The sequence below is a fragment of the Bradyrhizobium sp. CCBAU 45321 genome, from assembly GCF_028128975.1.
GTDB lineage: Bacteria > Pseudomonadota > Alphaproteobacteria > Rhizobiales > Xanthobacteraceae > Bradyrhizobium > Bradyrhizobium yuanmingense.
This window is the reverse complement of sequence record NZ_LFKZ01000015.1, coordinates 114,616-129,227: the sequence shown is the minus strand read 5'-3', so window position 1 is coordinate 129,227 and position 14,612 is coordinate 114,616. Positions and strand designations below refer to the sequence as shown.

The following is a 14,612-nucleotide window of genomic DNA, read 5'->3' as shown; positions in this document are numbered from 1 at the left end:
TATATATTGCCTAAGAGATGAGGTGGGCCTTGTCAAGGACGAAGGCGCGGGCTGCGCTGCTGCAGGAGCTCGAGGATGCCATGCGCAGGTCCTCCGCGCAGGGCGTGCTCTACGGACAGACCGTTGCCAACGTTGCCGGAATTGCCAATTCCGACCTCGAATGCATGGACATCCTGTATCTCGAGGGGCGCGTCACCGCAGGGAGGCTCGCCGAGGTTACGGGCCTGACGACCGGTGCGATCACCGGCGTCGTCGACCGGCTCGAGAAGGCTGGCCTCGTGCGCCGCGAGCGCGACGAGAAGGACCGTCGCAAGGTGTTCATCGCGGTCGTGCCCGAGGCGATCGCAATGCTCGGCCAATTCTACGTGCCGATGCAGCAGGCGATGGAGAAGGTCTTCGGTGTCTATTCCGACGAGGAACTGCGCTTGCTGCTGCGCTTTGCCAATGAGGCTTACAAGGGTGTGCTGGCAGCAACCGAGGCGCTGAAGGGGTTGCTCGATACGCCTCCGGAGAAGCGGCCCGAGCTCAAGCTGAAGAAGCGTCCTCACCAATCCTAGCCTTGTAGACCTGCGCGGCCGCGATCATGCCCCACACAGCACCCAGCATCATCCAGAAGTGCCGCCAGTGGTCGGTGTCGATCACGAAGCTTTCGCCGACGGTGCCGAGGAAGGCGGAAAAGACCGCGAGGTAGGCGCGCTGCCACGGCACACGGATGAAGACGTGGCGGAAACCCATGATGACGGTGGTGAAGACCAGCGCGGGATAGCACACGCCGGAGAGCCAGCCGCCCGACATGAAGGCGTTGAGGTAGGAGTTGTGGGTGTCTTCGGGGAAGTAGCGGTTGAATTGCAGTGGACCGATGCCGAACGGCAGATCGAGCGCCATCTCCGCACCCAGGATGTGCCGGCCGAACCGGCCGAAGCGGCCTTCGTCATAGCTCTGGCCGAAGCTCGCGCGCTGCTTGAACATCTCCGCCGTGGAGTCGAGCGACAGCAGCACGGCGATCAGCGCGAGGCCGAGCACCGCGGCGACGATCGCCATGATGACGATGCGCGAACGTTGCGCATTGGTGCGGCTGGTCAGCACCATCAGCGCCAGCATGAAGGCGGAGGTCAGCACCAGGCCGCCCCAGGCCGCACGCGAGAAGGCGAGCAGGATCGCCAGCGACATGATGCCGAAGGCGATGACGTTGCGGAATGCCTTGGCCAATTTATCGGAGACCACGCTCTGAAGCGCGAACAGCGCCGGCAAAATCAGGTAGGCGCCGAGCACGTTCGGGTCCTTGAAGGTGCCGCGCGCGCGGCCGTAGAGCGTCAAGAGGTCGTTGCCGCCGGGAACCAGGTGGAAGTAGCCGGCGATCGCCAGCAGCGCGGCAATCATCGCGCCGACCACGAGGCCGCGGCGCAGCATGTCGAGCCGGGCCTCGGTGTCCTCGGAGATGACCATGGCGAAGAACACCACGGTCACCGCCATGTACCAGGAGGTCGCGATCCAGCTCACCACCTCCGTCCGCTCGTACAGCGGAATCGCGCTGATGGTGTAGCCGACATTGAGCAGGATCAGCATCAACAGCAGCGGCATCAGCACGAGACGCAGGCGCAGGCCGGTGGCGAAAAAGGTGACGGTCGCGAGCAGCGTCGCGATCTCGTAAGGGCTCGGCTCGATGAAGACGATGGCGCCAGAGGCGCCGACCAGCCACACCAGCGCGCGCTGCAACGCCAGCACGCCGGGCGCGGCCGTTGCGGCTGCGTTCACTCCACCGGCTGTCGCCGCATACGCCATCACACGCTCACGCTACTCGCACGCCGCACAACGCCGTCATCGCCCAGCCTTCGCGGGCCATGACAGAAAAACTCAACTCAATACGCGTTCTCGTTCTTGGTCAGCAGCGAGATCGGCGTCTTCAGGAGAATGACGAGGTCGAACAGCACCGACCAGTTCTCGATGTAATAGAGGTCGAACTCGACGCGCTTCTGGATCTTCTCTTCGTTGTCGATCTCGCCGCGCCAGCCGTTGATCTGGGCCCAACCGGTGATGCCCGGCTTGACGCGGTGGCGGGCGAAATAGCCGTCCACGGCTTCGTCGAACAGCCGGCTCTGCAGCTTGCCCTGCACCGCATGCGGGCGCGGGCCGACCAGCGACAGATTGCCTGAAAACACCACGTTGAAGAGCTGCGGCAGCTCATCCAGGCTGGTCTTGCGGATGAAGCGGCCGACGCGGGTGACGCGCGGATCGTTCTTGGTCACCACCTTCGAGGCGGTCGGGTCGGCCTGATGGTGGTACATCGAGCGGAACTTGTAGACGTCGATGCGCTCGTTGTTGAAGCCGAACCGCTTCTGTCGGAACAGCACCGGGCCGGGGCTCTCGAGCTTCACGGCGAGCGCAACCAACGCCATCACCGGCAGGGCTGCGAGCAGCGCAAGGCTGCCGACAATACGGTCGAACAGCCATTTCATCACCAGGTCCCAATCGGTGATCGGCGCCTCGAACACGTCGAGCGTCGGCACCTCGCCGAGATAGGAATAGGAGCGGGGCCGGAAGCGCAGCTTGTTGGTGTGCGCGGAGAGGCGGATATCGACCGGCAGCACCCAGAGCTTCTTCAGCATCTCCAGGATGCGCGTCTCCGCCGAGATCGGCAGCGCGAACAGCACGAGGTCGACGCGGGTGCGGCGGGCGAACTCGACGATGTCGTCGACCTTGCCGAGCTTGCGCGCGCCGGCGCAGGTGTCGAGCGCGCGGCTGTCGTTGCGGTCGTCGAACACGCCGAGCACGTGGATGTCGGAATCCTCCTGCGCCTTCAGCGCCTCGACCAGTTCCTCGCCGTTGCTGTCGGATCCGACGATGATGGTGCGGCGGTCGAGCCGGCCCTGGCGCGCCCAGGCGCGGACCAGCGCGCGCAGCACCAGGCGCTCGGCAATCAACGCGGCGAGTCCGAGGAAGTAGAAGGCGGCGAGCCACAGCCGCGAGATTTCGCTGCCGAACTTGGCGAAGAAGGAGATGCCGATGAAGAGCAGGAAGACGAACGACCAGGACGAGATCATCCGCGTCATCTGCCGGAGCTGACCACGGAACAGCTGCACCTGGTAGATGTCGGCGGCCTGGAAGCAGACCACGGCGGCGATGGCGACGGCGATGACCTCGGACGGATAGATCCAGCTGAACGCCCCCGCGAGCGGCATGACGTAGCCGAGATAGATTGCGATGCCGACGAGGCTCAGCAGCGCGAAATCGGCAAGGCGCACGAAGCCGGCGATCACGATCGGCGAATAGGCGCGGGCGACCTTCTGGTTGACGACTTCGAGCGCGGCAGGCGAGAGCCGGCGACGGCGCTCCACGAAGGGCTGGTCAGCAGGCTTTGCCGCAGCGTTGGCCGCGGCATCGAGCATCGAGCGTGCGTTGAGCGGTTCCACGGGCGTTCACGTCCATTCCAGACCCGCGGCACAGCCTTGCGCCCGGGCAAGCATCCCCTGGCGCTTCGATTATCGAACAAATCGGAAGATTTTCTAAAGCTGGCTTAAGGATGGTTAATGATTGGCAAATGCGTCGCGATAGCCGGCGAGCACGCCCTCGACCATCGCGGCTTGCGAGAAGTGCGCCGAGATACGCTCGCGCAAGGAGAGTGCGCGTTGCTCGGTCGTTTGCGGATCGTCCAGCGCTGCGGCGATCGCCTCCGCCATGGCCTCGGGATCGCTGGGCGCGAACAGCGCGGGGCTGTCGACGCCCAGGATCTCGGGAATGCCGCCGATCTTGGATGCGATCATCGGAATGCCCGCGGCGCCGGCCTCGATCACGACGTAAGGCATGGAATCGCCGCGCGAGGGGACGACGAGCAGCCGCCCCTTGGAGAAGCCGTAGCGCGCCTTGACGTGACCGATGAAGCGGATCGCGTTCGCCAGGCCGAGCTGCTCGACCTGCGCCTTCAGCGCGGCCGTCTCCTCGCCGTCGCCGCCGAGCGTGAGCGTGACCTTCTTGCCGCCCTCGTGCAGGCGCGCCACGGCATCGACCAGCAGGTCGGCGCCCTTGATGTGCCTGAACTCGCCGACATAGCAGAGGTCGGTCGCATCCTCGGCGGTGATGACCGGCTCGAATTCCTCCGGCGTCACGCCATTGAAAACGCAGTGCACCACGCCCTTCGGCGTGCCGACGATGCGTTGATAGGTGTCGCGGGCAAAGGCGCTCTCGAACAGGAACAGGTCCGTCGAGTCCATCAGCGCGCGTTCGAGCCGCGCGTAGAATTCGCCTTTGAAGGTGTTGAGCGGATAATGCAGCGAGCCGCCATGCGGGGTGTAGATCCGGATCGTGTCGTCCGAGCGGCGCCGCATGCGGATGAAGGCACCGGCCTTGGCGCCGTGGCCGTGCAGCACGTCGGGCTTGAGCGTGGCGATGAGCCGCCGCATGCGGAGCCATACCAGGACGTCGTCGGGCGACGGCTCGCGGCGGATCGCCATGCGGTGGACGCCGAGCTTCAGGCGCGGCGCAAGCTCGGTCAGCGCCTTGTCGGCGCGCTCGCCGCCGGTGAGGCTGTCGGCGAGGATGCCGACATGATGGCCGCGGTCGACCTGGCCGTTGGCGACGTCGAGGATGTGGCGGAAGATCCCGCCGACCGGAGCGCGCACGGCGTGAAGGATGCGAAGCGGCCGGTCGGGAGAGGGGGGCATGATCAAAACCAGCTCGACGGCGACTTGCCGAACAATTCTCACGAAATAATCGAGATGGATTAAGGGGCCTCGTGGTTAACAAACGGTGACGGCTCGGCGCGCGCAAGGCGCGTGTCGTGGCGATTAACCCAGCGGCAACCTTAATGGAGTGTAATCGCCCCGGTTGAGGTAGAGTCGCAGCGTTGCCCTGCGGGAGTGTTCGATGCGTTTAGCGTTCTGGCGTGCCGGCAAGGACAAGGCTGTGATCGCGCGGGCCGTCGCGAAGTCCAAAGGCGAAGCTGCGCCCAAGAGCGAAACGAAGGCTGAAAAGCGCGAAGCGAAGGCCGAGAAGATCGAAGCCAAGGTTGAGGCCAAGATCGAAGCGAAGCCCGCAGCGAAGTCCGCTCCCGTCATCGCCAAGCCTGGGCAGGTCGAATCCGGCGACATCGACCTGCACGCGCTCGGTGCGGCCCTGGCGCGCAAGCGCGGCTGGGTCATCGTGCCGACGGTGCTGGCGCTCGTTGCCTCGCTCGCCATCGTCAATCTCGTCACGCCGCGCTACAAATCTGAAACCCGGATTCTGATCGACGGCCGCGAGAACGTGTTCCTGCGTCCGAACAGCGACCGCACCGAGGAGCGGCAGGCGCTCGATGCCGAGGCCGTCACCAGCCAGGTGCAGCTGGTGCTGTCGCGCGATCTGGCGCGCGAGATCATCAAGAAGAACAAGCTCGCCGAGCGCCCCGAATTCGACCCCGTCCTGCAGGGCATCTCGCCGCTCAAGTCGCTTGCCGCGCTCGTCGGCATCGTCCGCGATCCGTTCGCGATGACGCCGGAAGAGCGCGTGCTCGATTCCTATTACGAACGCCTTCAGGCCTACGCCGTCGACAAGTCGCGCGTGATCGTGGTCGAATTCCAGTCCGCCGATCCCGAGCTTGCCGCGCGCGTCGCCAACTCGATCGCAGACGGCTATCTCGTGCTGCAGCAGGGGGCGCGCCAGGAGCAGGCGAAGAACGCCAGTCAATGGCTGGCCGGCGAGATCGAGAGTTTGCGCAAGAAGGTCTCGGACGCCGAAGCCAAGGTCGAGGACTTCCGTTCAAAGTCCAGCCTGTTCATCGGTACCAACAACACCACGCTGTCGAACCAGCAGATGGGCGAGGTCAACACCCAGCTCAACAATGCGCGCTCGATGAAGGCGGATGCGGAATCCAAGGCACGGCTGATCAAGGAGATGCTCCAGAGCGGCAAGCCGATCGAGGCATCCGAGGTCGTAAACTCCGAATTGATGCGCCGGCTGTCGGAGCAGAGGGTCACGCTGCGCGCCCAGCTCGCCGAGCAATCGTCGACGCTGCTCGGCAATCATCCCCGGATCAAGGAGCTGAAGGCGCAGCTCGGCGACCTCGACAATCAGATCCGCGATGAAGCCGCCAAGATCTCGCGCTCGCTCGAGAACGACGCCCGCATCGCCAGCGGCCGGGTCGATGGCCTCACCGTGAGTCTCGAGCAGCTCAAGAAGCAGGCGGCCTCCACCAACGGCCAGGACGTCCAGCTCCGCGCGCTGGAGCGGGAAGCCAAGGCGCAGCGCGATCTGCTCGAGACCTATCTCGCCAAGTACCGCGAGGCCAACACCCGCGAGACCATCGACACCGCGCCGACCGACGGCCGCATCATCTCGCGCGCCATCGTCTCGAACACGCCGGCCTATCCGAAGAAGCTGCCGATCGTGCTGATCGCGACGATCGCAACGCTGCTGCTCTCGTCCGGCGTCGTCGTCACCGGCGAGCTGCTGCGACAGACCGCGCCGGGCGCGGCGATGAGCTCTGCGCCGGCGCCGGTGCGCGAGGAGCCGCTGGTCGTTCAGCGGGCCATCGAGCCCGTGGTCGACAGGGGCGGCGAACCAATGTTGGATCCGATGTTGGCGGAGCCCGCGCCGCTGCAGCCGGAGATAACGGCCGATTTGGATACGAGCGAATTCGCCGAGATCGAACGTCTGGCCGACGAACTGCGTGCCGCAGGCACTGCGGCCAAGAAGGTCACGGTGCTCGGCACGGCGCCCGGCGAGGCCATCACGCTGTCGACGCTGACGCTGGCGCGGAACCTGGCGCGCGATGCCCGCGTCGTCGTGGTCGATCTCGCCGCCTCCTCGCCGACCATTGCCGCAGTCTCCGCCGATGCGCAGGCTCCCGGCCTTGCCGAGCTGATGCAGGGCGAGGCCTCGTTCGCGCAAGTCATCACCCGGGACAAGCTGTCGCGGCTGCATCTGGTGATGGCCGGCCGTCCCGGCTTCGACCGCAGCCTGCTGCAATCGCCGCGCGTCGCACTCGCGATCGACGCGCTGCTGCGGGCTTACGACCACGTGCTGATCGATGCCGGCAGCGCCTCCGACCTTCCGGCCGAGCTGTTGACGGCGCATGCCCGCGCCGTCGTGGTGCCCGACGCCGCGATGGCACCGGATGCGCGCGCGCAGATGTGCGAGCAGCTGAGAGCCGTCGGCTTCAGCGCGGTGGCGATGCTGAGCAAGCCGGTGCAGCCGTCCGATGCCGCCGAGACGCCGCGCGTGGTCGCGGCGTAGGTGAGGGACGCCGCTGCCGGGCGTTCGAGAGACTGAGTGAAATTGGTGCTGCTCTTACCCTCCCCTGGAGGGGGAGGGTCGATCGCGCGCAGCGCGAGCGGGGTGGGGTGATCTCTCCACTCGGGCACTGTTGGATGTGGAGGGACCGTCACCCCACCCCGTTACGCATTTCGCTTCGCTGCATGCGTAACGACCCTCCCCCTCCAGGGCCCTCCAGGGGAGGGTGCAAGGCTCGCTGGTGGAGAGGTCTTACCCGAACGCCTGCCGCAGCCGGCGGGCCATGTCGAACAGCATCTGGTTCTGCTTCACCAGCCGCTTGCCGTGGCTGAGCGAGGACATCGCCATCGCCGCGAGCCTGCCGCGCGAGGTCAGGGGCACGAAGCTGTCGAAGATCTCCTCGTCGTCCTTGCAGAACATCCGCTTGTAATCGTCCGAGCCGATGCCGAGGTCGAGCGAGCGGTAGCCGCGCTCGCCGTAGCGGTCGATGATGTAGCGCATCAGGATCAGGCCGGGGCTGTAGCGGGCGTGCTCGGACATCGTGTAGGTGTTGAACATCATCGAGAAGCGCTCGCCGTCGGCGACGCCGGCGAAGATCGCGATCACCTCCTCGTCGCATTCGAGCGCATGGATGTCGATCACGTGACCTTCGCCGCGCGGCGCGAGGCAGGCGCTGCGGACGAATTGCTCGACGCCGGGTTCGGAGAAGACGTTCGGCAGCTTCTGCTCCGCCATCCGCGCCGGCTTGACACGGAAGAACCAATCCAGCAGGCGAATGACGTCTGCGTCCGACGTCGCCAGGTGATAGCGGTAGCCGGCGAGGGACTGAAGCTTCTTCTCCTTGCTCTTGAGGCGGCGGCGGAGGGAATTGCTGATCCGCGATGCCGGCGGGCCGTCCGGCTCCATCACCAGTCGCGGACAGCCGTTGATCGGGCGCTGCCGCGGCAGGGCTGCAAACGGGTTTTGCTGGTCGTGCCAGCGCTCGGGCTGCTGTGTCAGTGCGAGCACGTCGGCGTGCTCGCCGAGCGGCGCAAGCAGTGCATCGAGATCGGCGCTGGCGGCCTCGGCTGCGAACTCGGCGTTCCAAAGGCCCATGTTGAAGGTGGTGTGCTTGCCGCCCATGAAGCCGGCGGTGCGCACGCCGTGGCCCTGCCGCAGCGAGAGCGGCAGCAGCAGGAGCGGGCGGCGATCGGCGTCGCGGGCGATCACGATGAACGGCCGGGCACCTTCACGGGCGCCGACCAGCCGCTGCCACGGATCGAGCAGATCGAAGCGCTGGTAGGGCGTGAAAAGATGGCCACTGGCCTCGAAGCCGCGCCAGACCGCCTCGGCCTCAGCGAGATCGGTGACGATGTCGACCTGTGCGATACGGCTCGCTCTCGACCGCGCTGGCGCTTCTGCCGTCCGGCTTTGCATCGCCGCAGCCATGGTCATTCGCGAAACCTGTCGAGAAATCGAAAATACGTACTTCGGCCCGTGGCCGACCTTTGCAAACAAAGGTCAACAAAGGGTAATGACTTGGGCGAGGGAACTGACCGCCGGCGCGCGCGAAGGGTGGGATTTTGGCTTCCGACGACAGATGGCTGGAACGGCTGCGCCTCGAGCTGGCCTGGTTCACCGGCCAGGCCGCGCTGCGTAGTCGCGGTGCCGGCGCCATCCTGCGCTTCCGCTACGTGCGGCCGCGGCGGCGCGGATTTCAGCCGCTGCGCGAGCACGAGATCACGGCACAATTCCTCGACCGCGCCATCCGCGCGCTGAAGCGGTGGAACTACGATTTCCTCGGCATGGACGAGGTCTGCCGGCGTGCGGTGACGCTGCCGGAGAAGCGGCGCTTCGTGGCGCTGACCTTCGATGGCGCCGGCAAGGATCTCATCAGCTTCGCCTATCCGGTGCTGGCGCGTCACGCCGTGCCATTCACGATCTATGTGCCGACCGCTTTTCCCGACGGGGTCGGCGAGGCCTGGTGGCTCGGGCTGGAGCAGGTGATTGCGCGCGAGAGCCGCATCGACCTGATGATGGGCGAGAAGGAGCAGCGCTTCACGGTGGCCGACAAGGCCGGAAAGCAGGCGCTGTTCTCGCATCTGGAGAGCTGGCTGCGCTCGCTGCCGCCGGCGGATGTGTCGGCAGCGATCGCCGATCTCTGTACGCGCTATCGGATCGACCTCGCTGCGCTCTCGCGCGAGGCGTCGATGGATTGGGAGGACCTCGCCAGGCTCGCCGGCGATCCGCTCGTGACGATCGGCAGCGCAACGGTGAACTATCCGATGCTGGCCAACATGAAGGACGCGGCCGCACTGCGCGAGATGACGATGGGCAAGGCCGTGGCGGAATCGGCCTTCCAGCGCGAGATCAGGCATTTCGCCTATCCGTTCGGCGACCGCGCTTCGTTCCGGCGCAGCCACGTCGTGATGGCAGAGCAGGCGGGCTTCGCCAGCGCGGCCTCGACGATCCCGGGCATCGTGGAGGCGGAGGGACGCACGAACTTGCGCGCGCTGCCGCGGATCTCCTGGGACGGGCGCGTGCGCTCGCTGCGGATGCTGCGCGTGCTGGTGTCGGGCGCCGCCTTTGCGCCGGTGCGGCCGACCGGGAGCGCTACGAGCCAGACCTGAGGCGATCGGGCCGCTGCATCCAGCTCACGATCGGCATCGCCGGCAGCACCCAGCCCATGCCGACCACGACGTAGTAGATCGCCTGCCGCCAGCCGGATTCGGCGATCCACGGCATCTGCGCCGCCGCCATGCCGAGCAGGGCCCAAACGGTGGCCAGCACCAGCAGCAGGATGGCGCCGAGGAACTTGCGGGTGCGGATCGTCATGGCGGGAACTTTAAGGCTTTCGCGTTACTTGCGCTGCGGGAGCGGGGGACTATAAGGGGCACGCAATCCGGTTCAAGTCTCTTCGCCACGGGCTTGGTTTTGTCCTTGAAATGACGACGAATTCCGCCCCATCCGAGCCGCATCGCGCCGTGCGCTGGTGGCTTATCTGTGTGGCCGCGCTGATCGCGTTGATGGTGCTGGTCGGCGGCGCGACACGGCTGACGGAATCGGGCCTGTCGATCGTCGAATGGAAACCGGTCACGGGCAGTGTTCCGCCGCTGTCGGAAGCGGCATGGGCCGAGGCGTTCGAGGCCTACAAGAAGATCCCGCAATATCGCGAGCTCAATTCAGGCATGAGCCTGTCCGAGTTCAAGACGATCTTCTGGTGGGAGTGGAGCCACCGGCTGCTCGGCCGTTTCATCGGCGTCGCCTATCTGCTGCCGTTCCTGTTCTTCCTCTGGCGCGGCGGATTGTCGATTGAGCTGAAGCGCAGGCTGTGGCTGCTGTTCGCGCTCGGCGGCCTCCAGGGCGCGGTCGGCTGGTGGATGGTGGCTTCGGGCCTGACGGAACGCACCGAGGTGTCGCAATATCGGCTGGCGACGCATCTTTCGCTCGCGCTCCTGATCTTCGCCGGTATCGTCTGGACGGTGCGGCGGCTCGAGCAGCGACCTCAGATCGCGGCGTCCGCGCGGCTACGGTTCACGAGCGCGGTGCTGCTCGTGGTGACCTTCGTGCAGATCTATTTCGGTGCGCTGGTCGCGGGCCTGCGGGCCGGGCGGGCCTACAACACCTGGCCTGAGATTGATGGGGCGCTCATCCCCTCGGCGGAACGGTTGTGGTTCGAGACGCCGTGGTGGCGCAACATGTTCGACAATGTGCTGACGGTGCAGTTCGAGCATCGCATGACCGCCTACGTGTTGATCGTGCTGGCGCTGCTGCATGCGATCGACGCGGTGCGCTCGCGTGCAGGTGCGGCAGCGAGCGGCGCGTTGTGGCTGTTCGCGGCGGTGAGCGTGCAGGCGGTGCTCGGCATCCTCACGCTGCTCAACCAGGTGCCGATCGATCTCGCGCTGACCCATCAGGCGGTTGCGATCGTGGTGTTGACGCTGGCAGTGGTGCAGGTGGAGCGGCTGGCGTCACGGCAGTCGGCGCAGGCGCAGCCGCGCGCGGTCCCCGTGGGTCAGCCCGGCTGATCACCATCAGCCCGGCTGATCAGCAATAGCCGTAGACGCCGCACGCATAGGGCAGGCGCCAGAAATAATCGACCTGTTTCCCGCCGTAATAGGCGCCCTGATAATCGTAGCTCCAGGGGCGGCCGTAATAGCCGGGCAAGGTGTGGGAGCCCGGCAGCAGCGGCGTGCCCGGCAGGTTGCGGATGTAGCTGCCGATGCCGTAGGCCGGCGAGATCAGCGCATCCGGATCGGTTTCGACATAGACCTGAGGTGGTTCCTGCGGCGGCCCGGCCGCGCGCCGCTTCGGCGTCGCCGGCAGATCGGCGGCAATGGCCGCCGAGGCCGTCAGCATCACAGCCAGGGCGGGCACCATCCAGCGCAGCATCGTCGGCTCCGAATCAAAAGGGGCGATCCAAGCACGACGTATGGGGCAGATATGGTTAATGAGGGTTAACCGGCGGCGGCCAAAACGGCCGCCGTCGTTCCCAGGCGCTACGCCCCCAGCGCCTGTTCCAGATCCGCGATCAGGTCCTCCTTGTCCTCGATGCCGACCGAGATCCGGACCACGTCCGGGCCGGCGCCGGACTTGATCTTGGCGGCATCGTCGAGCTGGCTGTGCGTGGTCGAGGCCGGATGGATCACCAGCGAGCGGGTGTCGCCGACATTGGCGAGGTGCGAGAACAGCTGCAGCTTCGAGACCAGGCTGACGCCGGCGTCGTAGCCGCCCTTCAGGCTGAAGGTGAACACCGCGCCGGCGCCCCGCGGCGCGTATTTGCGCGCGAGCTGATTGTACTTGTCGCTCGGCAGCCCGGCATAGCTCACCGAGGCCACCGCCGGATGTCCCGCGAGGTATTCGGCAACGGCCTTGGCATTGTCGCAGTGCTTCTGCATGCGCAGGGGCAGCGTCTCGATGCCGGTCAGGATCATGAAGGCGTTGAACGGCGACAGCGCCGGGCCGAGGTCGCGCAGGCCGAGCACGCGGCAGGCGATTGCGAAGGCGAAATTGCCAAACGTCTCCTGGAGGCGGATGCCGTGATATTCCGGGCGCGGCTCCGAGAGCATGGGGTACTTGCCGCCCGTGGACCAGTCGAAGGTGCCGGCATCGACGATGATGCCGCCGAGGGAATTGCCGTGGCCGCCCAGGAATTTCGTCAGCGAGTGCACGACGATGTCAGCGCCATGATCGATCGGGCGGATCAGATAGGGCGAGGCTAGCGTGTTGTCGACGATCAGCGGCACGCCCGCCTTGCGCGCCACGGTCGAGATCGCCTCGATGTCGGTGATGCTGCCGGCGGGGTTGGCGATGGACTCGATGAAGATCGCTTTCGTGCGCGGCGTCACCGCACGCTCGAAGCTCGCGATATCGTCGGGATCGGCCCACACCACGTTCCAGCCAAAGCTCTTGAAGGCGTGCGTGAACTGGTTGATCGAGCCGCCATAGAGCTTTCGCGCGGCGATGAATTCGTCGCCGGGTTGAAGCAGCTGCTGCAGCACCACGACCTGCGCGGCATGGCCGGAAGCGACCGCGAGCGCGGCCGTGCCGCCTTCGAGCGCGGCGACGCGTTCTTCCAGCACCGCATTGGTGGGATTGCCGATGCGGGTATAGATGTTGCCGAACGCCTGCAGGCCGAACAGCGAGGCGGCGTGGTCGGCATCGTTGAAGACGAAAGAGGTCGTTTGATATATCGGAGTCGCGCGCGCGCCGGTGGTGGGGTCGGGCTGTGCACCGGCATGCACGGCGAGCGTTGAAAATCCCGGAAGGCGATCGCTCATTTGGGCGTCCTGTTCTTGTGGCCTGAAATTCGCGCGGCATGCTGATCGGCGCCGTGCCCGCCGTCAAGGCGCGGCGTCACATCGGAATCATTTTGGGAACGATCGTGCTGCGCATTGTCGCGTTTGCGAAACGAAGCCTTCGCAATCGCGTCAGCTTTGCTCGCTCTTGTTCTTCGCGGCGCGGTCCGATGCGGCGGTGTCGCCACCGCCGACACTCATCCGATTGAGGGACAGCCGCATGCCCTGCGTCGGCACCGGCGCGCGCTTGGAACTGAGCGTGCGCGAATTCACGCCCATCCAGGAGATTTCTGACGACAGGCGGCCATATTCGATCTTGGGACAGCGGTTCATGACCACCTTGATCCCGACTGATTCCGCTTTCGCCGCTGCCGCGTCGTCGCGCGCGCCGAGCTGCATCCAGATCACCTTCGGCAGCGGGTCGAGCGTGAGCGCCTCCTCGACGACGGGCATGATGTGGCTGGAGTTGCGGAAGATGTCGATCATGTCGACGGGACGGCCGATGTCCGACAGTGACGCGACGAACGGCTTGCCGAGCAGCTCCTTGCCGACATGGCCGGGATTGACCGGGATCATGTCGTAGCCGCGCTGCATCAGGTATTTGAACGCGAAATAGCTCGGCCGCACGTTAACCGGCGAGGCCCCGACCATCGCGATCGATTTCACGCTGTTGAGGATGCCGCGGATGTAATTGTCGGGATAGGCGTCGTGGTTCATCACTTATCTTTTCTTGTTGGCGGGGGTCATTCATCCCGCCATGTCGGCGCGCGCTTCTCGATGAAGGCGCCGATGCCTTCCTCGGCGTCGCGCGCCATCATGTTCTCGGTCATCACCTCTGCGGCATAGCGATAGGCGTCTGCAAGGCTCATCTCGGCCTGGCGGTAGAAGGCCTCCTTGCCGAGCTTGATCGTGTAGGCGGATTTCAACGCGACCTGTTGCGCGAGCTCGATCGCGGCGCCGAGTTCGGTGCCGGCGGGAACGACACGGTTGACGAGCCCGATCTCGCGGGCGCGTTCGGCCGTGACAGGCTCGCCCGTCAGCAGCATCTCCATGGCCTGCTTGCGCGGGACGTTGCGCGACAGCGCCACCATCGGGGTCGAGCAGAACAGGCCGATATCGACGCCGGGTGTGGCGAACTTCGCCTCGTGCGATGCGATCGCAAGATCGCAGCTGGCGACGAGCTGGCAGCCGGCAGCGGTCGCGATGCCCTGGACGGCCGCGACCACGGGCTTCGGCAGATGCACGACCGCCTGCATCATCGCGCTGCAGGCCGTCATGATCTGCGCAAAATAAGCCCGGCCCCGATCCGGATCGGTGCGGCGCGCGGTCAGTTCCTTTATGTCGTGGCCCGCGGAAAAAGCGGGGCCGTTGGCCGCGATGACGGCCGCGCGGATGTGCTTGTCTTCCGCGATCGCGTTGAGGCTCGCATGCAGCTGTCCGATCATCGCCTCGGAAAGGCTGTTGCGCGCGGCTGGTCGGTTCAGCGTGAGCACGGCGACGCTGCCGACGATCTCGCGCAGCAGGATCGGCGGTTGCGGGGTGGGGGCGCGGGCGGCCTGAACGGACATTGACGCGATTTCCGCTAAATGATTGCAATTGGATGACACCGATAACTTAATGTAACAGGGCAGG

General features: G+C 65.8%; 13 protein-coding genes. 4 read left to right on the top strand and 9 right to left on the bottom strand.

Features of this window, described 5'->3' with window-relative positions:
* Positions 1-80: 80 nt before the first annotated feature.
* Positions 81-557: a MarR family winged helix-turn-helix transcriptional regulator gene (locus ACM43_RS03400; RefSeq protein WP_271538246.1), complete on the top strand. Its 477-nt coding sequence runs from the start codon at positions 81-83 to the stop codon at positions 555-557.
* Here ACM43_RS03400 and ACM43_RS03395 read toward each other — a convergent pair.
* From ACM43_RS03395 to ACM43_RS03385, 3 genes are all read right to left on the bottom strand, one after another.
* Entirely contained in the window at positions 526-1,782 is a 1,257-nt protein-coding gene (locus tag ACM43_RS03395; RefSeq protein WP_271538056.1) for an O-antigen ligase family protein, read from the bottom strand. The two genes, ACM43_RS03400 and ACM43_RS03395, sit on opposite strands and share 32 nt — an antisense overlap.
* A gap of 77 nt (positions 1,783-1,859) precedes the next feature.
* On the bottom strand, positions 1,860-3,410 hold the full coding sequence (locus ACM43_RS03390; protein ID WP_271538055.1) for an undecaprenyl-phosphate glucose phosphotransferase: 1,551 nt from the start codon (positions 3,408-3,410) through the stop codon (positions 1,860-1,862).
* Between the two features lie 114 nt (positions 3,411-3,524).
* A complete protein-coding gene (locus ACM43_RS03385) occupies positions 3,525-4,658 on the bottom strand; it encodes a glycosyltransferase family 4 protein (protein ID WP_271538054.1) in 1,134 nt (377 codons plus the stop codon).
* A gap of 202 nt (positions 4,659-4,860) precedes the next feature.
* Between ACM43_RS03385 and ACM43_RS03380 the strand changes: the two genes are divergently transcribed.
* A complete protein-coding gene (locus ACM43_RS03380) occupies positions 4,861-7,206 on the top strand; it encodes a GumC family protein (protein ID WP_271538053.1) in 2,346 nt (781 codons plus the stop codon).
* 249 nt (positions 7,207-7,455) lie between these two features.
* Here ACM43_RS03380 and ACM43_RS03375 read toward each other — a convergent pair whose 3' ends face one another.
* Entirely contained in the window at positions 7,456-8,637 is a 1,182-nt protein-coding gene (locus ACM43_RS03375; RefSeq protein ID WP_271538052.1) for a GNAT family N-acetyltransferase, read from the bottom strand.
* Between the two features lie 128 nt (positions 8,638-8,765).
* On the opposite strand from ACM43_RS03375, the gene ACM43_RS03370 reads away from it, so the two are divergent.
* Complete coding sequence (locus ACM43_RS03370; RefSeq protein ID WP_271538051.1) at positions 8,766-9,812, top strand: polysaccharide deacetylase family protein; 1,047 nt, start codon at positions 8,766-8,768, stop codon at positions 9,810-9,812.
* Here the strand turns inward: ACM43_RS03370 and ACM43_RS03365 are convergent.
* On the bottom strand, positions 9,796-10,017 hold the full coding sequence (locus tag ACM43_RS03365) for a DUF2842 domain-containing protein (RefSeq protein ID WP_036010340.1): 222 nt from the start codon (positions 10,015-10,017) through the stop codon (positions 9,796-9,798). The genes ACM43_RS03370 and ACM43_RS03365 overlap by 17 nt on opposite strands.
* A 110-nt stretch (positions 10,018-10,127) precedes the next feature.
* Between ACM43_RS03365 and ACM43_RS03360 the strand changes: the two genes are divergently transcribed.
* Positions 10,128-11,210, top strand: a complete 1,083-nt coding sequence (locus ACM43_RS03360; RefSeq protein ID WP_271538050.1) for a COX15/CtaA family protein — start codon at positions 10,128-10,130, stop codon at positions 11,208-11,210.
* A gap of 19 nt (positions 11,211-11,229) precedes the next feature.
* Here the strand turns inward: ACM43_RS03360 and ACM43_RS03355 are convergent, their stop codons facing one another.
* From ACM43_RS03355 to ACM43_RS03340, 4 genes are all read right to left on the bottom strand, one after another.
* Positions 11,230-11,574 (bottom strand): hypothetical protein, encoded by a 345-nt coding sequence (locus ACM43_RS03355; RefSeq protein WP_271538049.1) that lies wholly within the window; start codon positions 11,572-11,574, stop codon positions 11,230-11,232.
* Between the two features lie 107 nt (positions 11,575-11,681).
* A complete protein-coding gene (locus ACM43_RS03350) occupies positions 11,682-12,962 on the bottom strand; it encodes an O-acetylhomoserine aminocarboxypropyltransferase (protein WP_157283522.1) in 1,281 nt (426 codons plus the stop codon).
* A gap of 150 nt (positions 12,963-13,112) precedes the next feature.
* Complete coding sequence (locus ACM43_RS03345) at positions 13,113-13,697, bottom strand: CoA-binding protein (RefSeq protein WP_157283523.1); 585 nt, start codon at positions 13,695-13,697, stop codon at positions 13,113-13,115.
* Between the two features lie 26 nt (positions 13,698-13,723).
* Entirely contained in the window at positions 13,724-14,548 is an 825-nt protein-coding gene (locus ACM43_RS03340; protein WP_271538048.1) for an enoyl-CoA hydratase, read from the bottom strand.
* Positions 14,549-14,612: the final 64 nt, after the last annotated feature.

Excerpts from the sequence above, each read along its gene's own strand:
- ACM43_RS03400 (WP_271538246.1), top strand. The coding sequence starts at position 81 with ATGCGCAGGTCCTCCGCGCAGGGCGTGCTCTACGGACAGACCGTTGCC.
- ACM43_RS03355 (WP_271538049.1), bottom strand. The coding sequence starts at position 11,574 with ATGCTGCGCTGGATGGTGCCCGCCCTGGCTGTGATGCTGACGGCCTCG.
- ACM43_RS03360 (WP_271538050.1), top strand. The coding sequence starts at position 10,128 with ATGACGACGAATTCCGCCCCATCCGAGCCGCATCGCGCCGTGCGCTGG.
- ACM43_RS03345 (WP_157283523.1), bottom strand. The coding sequence starts at position 13,697 with ATGAACCACGACGCCTATCCCGACAATTACATCCGCGGCATCCTCAAC.
- ACM43_RS03375 (WP_271538052.1), bottom strand. The coding sequence starts at position 8,637 with ATGACCATGGCTGCGGCGATGCAAAGCCGGACGGCAGAAGCGCCAGCG.
- ACM43_RS03350 (WP_157283522.1), bottom strand. The coding sequence starts at position 12,962 with ATGAGCGATCGCCTTCCGGGATTTTCAACGCTCGCCGTGCATGCCGGT.
- ACM43_RS03340 (WP_271538048.1), bottom strand. The coding sequence starts at position 14,548 with ATGTCCGTTCAGGCCGCCCGCGCCCCCACCCCGCAACCGCCGATCCTG.
- ACM43_RS03385 (WP_271538054.1), bottom strand. The coding sequence starts at position 4,658 with ATGCCCCCCTCTCCCGACCGGCCGCTTCGCATCCTTCACGCCGTGCGC.
- ACM43_RS03395 (WP_271538056.1), bottom strand. The coding sequence starts at position 1,782 with ATGGCGTATGCGGCGACAGCCGGTGGAGTGAACGCAGCCGCAACGGCC.
- ACM43_RS03380 (WP_271538053.1), top strand. The coding sequence starts at position 4,861 with ATGCGTTTAGCGTTCTGGCGTGCCGGCAAGGACAAGGCTGTGATCGCG.
- ACM43_RS03365 (WP_036010340.1), bottom strand. The coding sequence starts at position 10,017 with ATGACGATCCGCACCCGCAAGTTCCTCGGCGCCATCCTGCTGCTGGTG.